At 29.2% G+C, this 6006-nt stretch carries 6 protein-coding genes; all 6 read left to right on the top strand.

Annotated features, from left to right (window positions below; translation table 11 throughout):
• Positions 1-763 (top strand): HlyD family secretion protein (locus tag ABY863_RS12360; protein ID WP_372795288.1); only part of this gene is annotated, 763 nt, incomplete at its 5' end.
• A gap of 5 nt (positions 764-768) precedes the next feature.
• Entirely contained in the window at positions 769-1671 is a 903-nt protein-coding gene (locus ABY863_RS12365) for an ABC transporter ATP-binding protein (protein WP_372795290.1), read from the top strand.
• Between the two features lie 94 nt (positions 1672-1765).
• Positions 1766-2494 carry an ABC transporter ATP-binding protein gene (locus ABY863_RS12370; protein ID WP_372795292.1) on the top strand — a complete coding sequence of 243 codons (729 nt, stop codon included), beginning with the start codon at positions 1766-1768 and terminating at the stop codon, positions 2492-2494.
• Positions 2491-3597: an ABC transporter permease gene (locus ABY863_RS12375; protein WP_372795294.1), complete on the top strand. Its 1107-nt coding sequence runs from the start codon at positions 2491-2493 to the stop codon at positions 3595-3597. The genes ABY863_RS12370 and ABY863_RS12375 overlap by 4 nt, the downstream gene beginning before the upstream one ends.
• A 257-nt stretch (positions 3598-3854) precedes the next feature.
• Positions 3855-4916, top strand: coding sequence for an ABC transporter permease (locus ABY863_RS12380; protein WP_372795296.1), 1062 nt, complete (start codon positions 3855-3857; stop codon positions 4914-4916).
• 93 nt (positions 4917-5009) lie between these two features.
• Complete coding sequence (locus tag ABY863_RS12385; RefSeq protein WP_372795298.1) at positions 5010-5858, top strand: restriction endonuclease; 849 nt, start codon at positions 5010-5012, stop codon at positions 5856-5858.
• The last annotated feature ends 148 nt before the right edge of the window (positions 5859-6006 follow it).

The following is a 6006-nucleotide window of genomic DNA, read 5'->3' on the forward strand; positions in this document are numbered from 1 at the left end:
AAAATTAACCCTCTTTACTATTGAAGAAGGAAAAATTCTAAAAAAAGGAGAATATGTAGGTTTAATTGACACCGTTCAGTTAGCACTAAAAAAAGAACAGCTACTGGTTTCTAAAAACACCATAATATCAAAATCAAAAGGCGTTTTATCACAAATAAATGTATTAAAAGCCCAATTAAGAACAGCTACAATTTCTAAAAACAGAATAGAAAATCTACTCAAAGAAAACGCAGCAACTCAAAAACAACTGGATGATATTAATGGCCAAATTGATGTAATAAATCAACAAATTAGAAGTGTAGAAATTCAAAATGCTCCTATAGTAAATGAATTAAAAAGCATAGATGTTCAAATAAGTCAACTAGAAGATTTATTGCAAAAAAATAGCATTATAAATCCAATAAACGGAACTGTTTTAGTAAAATATACTGAACCAAATGAAATTACTTCGTTTGGAAAACCTTTGTATAAAATAGCTGATTTAAGCATCATGCAATTACGCGTTTATATAAGTGAAACACAACTTTCATCTATTAAAATTGGTCAAGAAGTTACTGTTAAAATTGATGCTAATGAAGAAATGAAAAACTTCAAAGGAACTATTTCTTGGATTGCTTCTGAAGCCGAATTTACACCTAAAATTATTCAAACAAAAGAAGAGCGAGTTAATTTGGTATATGCTGTAAAAGTTGATGTGCAAAATGACGGAAGCCTTAAAATAGGAATGCCTGCAGAAATGTGGATAAATACTTCTGAGAAATAGCGATAATGAGTATTTCAGTACAAAATATAAGCAAATCATTTAAAACAGTTCACGCTTTAAAAAATATTTCCTTTAATGTAAAAGAAGGTGAATTATTTGGACTTATTGGCCCTGATGGTGCAGGAAAAACTACCTTATTCAGAATTTTAACAACCCTCTTATTTGCTGATGAAGGAACTGCAACTGTCGCAAATTTTGATGTAGTTGAAGATTATAAAAATATTCGCAATAATGTGGGTTATATGCCTGGAAAATTTTCTTTATATCAGGATCTAACGGTGGAAGAAAATTTAGAATTTTTCGCCACTATTTTTGGAACAACTATTAAAGAAAACTACGATTTAATAAAAGATATTTATGTTCAAATTGAACCTTTTAAAAAGCGTAGAGCAGAAAAATTATCCGGTGGAATGAAACAAAAACTAGCTTTATGCTGTGCTTTAATTCATAAACCTAAAGTATTGTTTTTAGACGAGCCAACTACAGGTGTTGATCCGGTTTCAAGAAAAGAATTTTGGGAAATGCTAAAGAGATTGCAGCAAAAAGGCATTACTATGCTAGTTTCAACTCCTTATATGGATGAAGCTGCTTTGTGTGACAGAATTGCACTAATTCAAGATGGTCAACTATTAGAAATTGACACACCGCAAGAAATTGTAAAACATTTTCCAAAAAAATTATATGATGTTAGTGCAGATAATATGTACAAACTTCTTCTTACTTTAAAAGAGTACACAAGTTGTTATAGTGTTTATCCGTTTGGTGAATTTATGCATTATGCAGACAAAAGAGATGATTTTAATACAGAAGAATTAGCGCTATTTTTAAAAGAAATGGGTGCGGTAAATATTAGTATTCAACAAACAAAAACTACCATTGAAGATACATTTATGGAATTGGCAAGATAAAAAAACAGAAAAAGGTATGTCACCTCAAGCGCAGTCGAAAGGTTTTTAATTATAATAGGTAGTTCTCTACTGCGATCGATTTAACAAAATAAACATGGAAAATAAAAACGTCATACAAGTAAAAAATCTTACCAAAAAATTTGGTGATTTTACCGCTGTAAATGAAATTTCTTTTGAAGTTAAAGCAGGAGAAATATTTGGTTTTTTAGGTGCAAATGGAGCTGGAAAAACCACCGCTATGAAAATGTTAATTGGTATCTCAACACCAACTTCAGGAAGTGCACAAGTTGCTGATTTTGATGTGTTCACAAACCCAGAAGATATTAAAAAAAATATTGGTTATATGAGTCAAAAGTTTGCCTTGTATGATGATTTAACGGTGAAAGAAAATATTACATTTTTTGGTGGAATTTATGGCTTATCGCGTAAAAAAATTGAAGAGAAAAGGAAACAATTAATTGAAGAACTTGACCTACAAGATATTGTAAATGAATTAGTAGGCTCTTTACCTTTAGGATGGAAACAAAAAATATCGTTTTCTGTTGCTTTATTACACAACCCTAAAATAGTTTTTTTAGACGAACCAACAGGTGGTGTTGATCCAATTACCCGACGACACTTTTGGGAAATGATTTATAAAACAGCCAGCAATGGAACTACTGTTTTTGTAACTACGCATTATATGGATGAAGCTGAATATTGCGATCGTGTTTCCATAATGGTTGATGGTAAAATTGAAGCTTTAGATACTCCCAAAAAATTAAAAGAGCAATTTAAAGCTGAAAGTATGAATGATGTGTTTTTAAAATTAGCAAGAGGATGAAGCGATTTAAAGGATTTATAAAAAAAGAATTTTACCATATTTTTAGAGATAGGCGCTCTCTGTTTATCCTTTTTGGAATGCCAATTGCACAAATAATGTTGTTTGGTTTTGCTATTACCAATGAAATTAACAATGTTGATATTGCTGTTCTTGACCATTCTAAAGATGTAATAACGCAAGAAATTATTACTAAAATTGCGTCTTCAAAATATTTTAGCATTCAGCAATTAATTAATAATGAAGGGGAAATAGAAGCTATTTTTAAAAAAGGAAAAGTAAAAGCTGTGTTAATTTTCGAAAAAGATTTCAGTAAAAATCTAACAAAAGAAAATAATGCAACTATTCAAATAATTACAGATGCAACTGATCCAAATACAGCAAATACTATTAGTAATTACACGAATTCTATCCTTCAAAAATACCAGCAAGAAATTAATAAAAACATAAAAACACCCTATCAAATTATTCCAAAAACCAGAATGGTTTACAATCCGGAATTAAAAAGTGTTTTTATGTTTGTTCCAGGAGTAATGACCATTATTTTAATGTTAGTTTCAGCAATGATGACTTCAATTTCTATCACTCGTGAAAAAGAATTAGGCACTATGGAAATTTTATTAGTTTCGCCTTTAAAACCGTTTCAAGTAATTGTTGGAAAAGTGATTCCTTATGTTTTTCTATCTATCATTAACGCCATTGTTATTGTATTACTCAGCATTTTCATATTTAAAATGCCTGTGCAAGGAAGTCTGTTTTTATTAGGTATTGAAAGTGTTTTATTTATTGTTACCGCATTATCCCTAGGTATTTTAATTTCAACAATTTCAGAAACGCAGCAAACTGCTATGATGATATCTTTAATGGGATTAATGTTGCCAACCATTTTATTATCAGGCTTTATTTTTCCAATTGCAAGTATGCCACTTCCTTTGCAAGTAATTAGCAATATTATCCCGGCAAAATGGTTTGTTATCATTTTAAAAGGCATTATGTTAAAAGGAGTTGGACTCACATTTCTTTGGAAAGAAACATTGATTTTAGTTGTAATGACGCTATTTTTTATTGCGTTAAGTATTAAAAAGTATAAAATTAGATTGGAGTAAATGAAAAGAAAAAAGAGAATATAAAAAAGATTAGAAGATTAACAAGTGATTGGAAATGTTTGATCTTTAAAAAGTCTATTTTTCTCTATTCTTTATTCTTTCTGTTAAATATAAAATGAGGTCTCAACTGTACTCGGCCTGACAAAATTGAAAGTCATTTCGAACGCAGTCGAGAGATAAATTAAAGTATATAAATTGTGAAAACCATAGGATACATCATACAAAAAGAGTTCAAACAAATCTTTAGAAATAAGGGAATGCTTCCTATTATTTTTATTTTGCCTTTGATACAATTAATCATACTTTCAAATGCAGCTACGTTTGAAATTAAAAACATTAAATTCTCTTATATTGATAATGATAACACCTCATTTTCAAGAGCATTAATTGATAAATTTGAAGCCTCAACTTATTTTAATGTTGTTTCTAATTTTCCTTCTGAAAAAATAGCGAGTTCCGCAATGTTAAAAGGAGACGTTGACGTTATTTTAGAAATTCCTCACTATTTTGAACGCGATCTTTTAAAAAACAAAAAAACAGACTTATCAGTAATTATAAATGCCATTGATGGCGCAACTGCAGGTGTTGAAAATGTATATATCAATCAGATTGTTCAGCTTTTTAATAAGAATGCCCGAGTAGCATTAATGCAGCCATTTGATTTAATAAATACCAAAAAAAATATTTCTAGTATTACTTCCTTTTGGTATAATGAAACCTTAAATTATAAAACCTTTATGGTTCCAGGAATTTTAGTTTTATTGGTTACTATGATCACTTTATTCCTATCTGGGATGAATATTGTTCGTGAAAAAGAAATAGGAACTTTAGAGCAAATTAACGTAACGCCTATTAAAAAACATCAGTTTATTATTGGTAAATTATTTCCGTTTTGGGTTATTGGAATGGGATTATTAACCATCGGTTTAATTATTGCAAAAGTCTTATTTAACGTACCAATAGTTGGTAGTATTGCATTAATGTATTTGTACAATTCAATTTATATTTTGGTTATTTTAGGTATGGGATTGTTTATCTCAAATTTTACAGATACACAACAACAAGCTATGTTTATTTCCTGGTTTTTTGTGGTAATATTTATTTTAATGAGTGGTCTTTTTACGCCTATTGAAAGTATGCCAATGTGGGCTCAATATGTAACAGAATTTAATCCTATAAAATATTTTGTTGAAGTGATGCGAATGGTCATGTTAAAAGGTGCTGATTTCACTGATATTTTACCACAATTATTAAAAACACTAGGCTATGCAATTATTATGAATGGTTTGGCCGTTTGGAGTTATAAAAAAACCAATTAATATTTTAGTTAAAATAATGACCTAAATATTAAGATTTTAAATAGCGTAGACTTAAAATATTTAGCATAAATTTGATTCGGTAATTATGAAAATATGGACGATAAAATAATAGTTGTTAAAAAGATTTCTGGAGATTTAGAACCATTTTCAATACAAAAACTCTCTAAATCTCTTAAAAATAGTGGTGCTTCAGACGAAGAAATTGAAAAAATTGTGGATGCTGTAAAACCTGAACTCTATGATGGAATTTCTTCAAACTTAATTTATAAAAAAGCCTTTCGCATACTAAAAAAATACAACCGAATTTGTGCTTCAAAATACAGTTTAAAAAGAGCAATATTTGAATTAGGTCCTACTGGTTTTCCTTTTGAAAGATTGATTAGTGCGCTTTTAAGACAAAAAGGTTATAAAACTAAAATTGGAGAAATATTACACGGAGAATGTATTACTCATGAGATAGATGTTCTGGCTGAAAAAGATGGAAATACCTATACCATAGAATGTAAATTTCATCAAAATCCTACCAATGTAAATAATGTAAAAATTCCATTATATATTAACTCCAGATTTATTGATGTTCAAAAAGTATGGAACAATTCAGGTAAAACAACCCATTTAAAACAAGGTTGGCTGGTTACAAATACACGTTTTACAAAAGATGCAATAGATTATGCAAAGTGTGTTGACTTAACTTTGTTAAGCTGGGATTACCCTAAAAATAACGGAATAAAAAATAATATTGATAAATATGGCTTATATCCCATAACTACCTTAATCTCTTTGACGAAAAAGGAAAAAATTCAACTCATGGAAAAAGATATTATTTTGGTTAAAGAGCTTTCCAAAATGCCTGAGTCACTTAATCACCTAAGTTTTTCGGAGAAACAAAAAGCTTTGGTCTTAGCTGAAGTGCGCAAGTTATGTAGCCTGTCACACCCTTAAAAAGAATTTTAGCATTTTCTTTAAGCGAAGTTGTTTTTTGCGAAAAATGTTTAACCTTCTGATAAATCAGCTATATTTTAAAATTTACGTTAAGATTTTAAAATTTACAACCTTTAAAATAAAAGCTATTTTGTAATTTTGTATTTAG

This window comes from Lutibacter sp. (assembly GCF_041562875.1).
Lineage (GTDB): Bacteria > Bacteroidota > Bacteroidia > Flavobacteriales > Flavobacteriaceae > Lutibacter.

Coding starts and splice junctions, on each gene's coding strand:
- ABY863_RS12365 (WP_372795290.1), top strand. CDS start 769: ATGAGTATTTCAGTACAAAATATAAGCAAATCATTTAAAACAGTTCAC.
- ABY863_RS12370 (WP_372795292.1), top strand. CDS start 1,766: ATGGAAAATAAAAACGTCATACAAGTAAAAAATCTTACCAAAAAATTT.
- ABY863_RS12375 (WP_372795294.1), top strand. CDS start 2,491: ATGAAGCGATTTAAAGGATTTATAAAAAAAGAATTTTACCATATTTTT.
- ABY863_RS12380 (WP_372795296.1), top strand. CDS start 3,855: ATGCTTCCTATTATTTTTATTTTGCCTTTGATACAATTAATCATACTT.
- ABY863_RS12385 (WP_372795298.1), top strand. CDS start 5,010: ATGGACGATAAAATAATAGTTGTTAAAAAGATTTCTGGAGATTTAGAA.